Raw genomic sequence first — 831 nt, 5'->3', positions numbered from 1 at the left:
GATGGTCATTTCTTAACTCGAATTAGAGCCTTAAGAGATTTTGATGATGTCAAAAAAGGCGATTTAGGGGGGTATATTGAAAATGAAAACAACTTATCTCATGAAGGTAATTGCTGGGTGTATAATAAAGCTCGGGTCTTTCAAAATGCACGCGTCTTTGGAAATGCTAAAGTAAAAAGCTTTTTTGTTGATGTCTATGGTAATGCGCAAATTTATGGGAATGCTATTTTTGAAGGTATGACATTAAAGGACAATGCAAAACTGTCTGGTAATGCGCATGCTAACAACGCCGTTGTAATTGAAGGCAATGCACAAATTTATGATAACGCCCGTGTCACTGATCATGCTCATATTTCCGATAATGCTGTCATTTGTGATGATGCTCATGTCGGAGGCAATGCAAAAATAAGTGGCTCTGCTTACATTTGTGATGAATCACGTGTTTTTGATGATGCCGTTATTTGTGATGCTCTTATCTCTGGTTCTTCATATATTCATAGCAATGCCTCTTTAACAGCTAATGAAGATATCTGTGATGATGCATATCCTGAGTTTGGGAGCGAAGATGATTATTATCGTCATGAGTATTATGCTGATTTTGAAGGGTATTATGACGATGATAATGACAGCGAATATGAAAGTGATGCTGCGTAAATGACACGCGCGGGCGCGGCGGGGGCGCCCTCCTTTAAACATCTCATTTAAAAATTTAAATCTCTATAAAGGAATTGTGCTCATGCAAAAGAAGTTTGCACTCACAAATGAAACGCGTGTAATTAATAATCATACCCTTTATCGCATTAAAGCATTAAAAGACTTTGCTGATGTTAA

Annotated in this window: 1 protein-coding gene; it reads left to right on the top strand. The window is 37.5% G+C overall.

Annotation, left to right across the window (positions count from 1 at the left end):
• A partial coding sequence (locus ACFING_RS09950; RefSeq protein ID WP_375630810.1) for a hypothetical protein occupies nucleotides 1-654 on the top strand: 654 nt, incomplete at its 5' end.
• Between the last annotated feature and the right edge of the window lie 177 nt (nucleotides 655-831).

The sequence above is a fragment of the Bartonella sp. AP150HLJHH genome (genome assembly GCF_042196385.1).
Lineage (GTDB): Bacteria > Pseudomonadota > Alphaproteobacteria > Rhizobiales > Rhizobiaceae > Bartonella.
The sequence above is the reverse complement of the archived record's forward strand: the minus strand, read 5'-3'. Positions and strand labels throughout refer to the sequence as shown.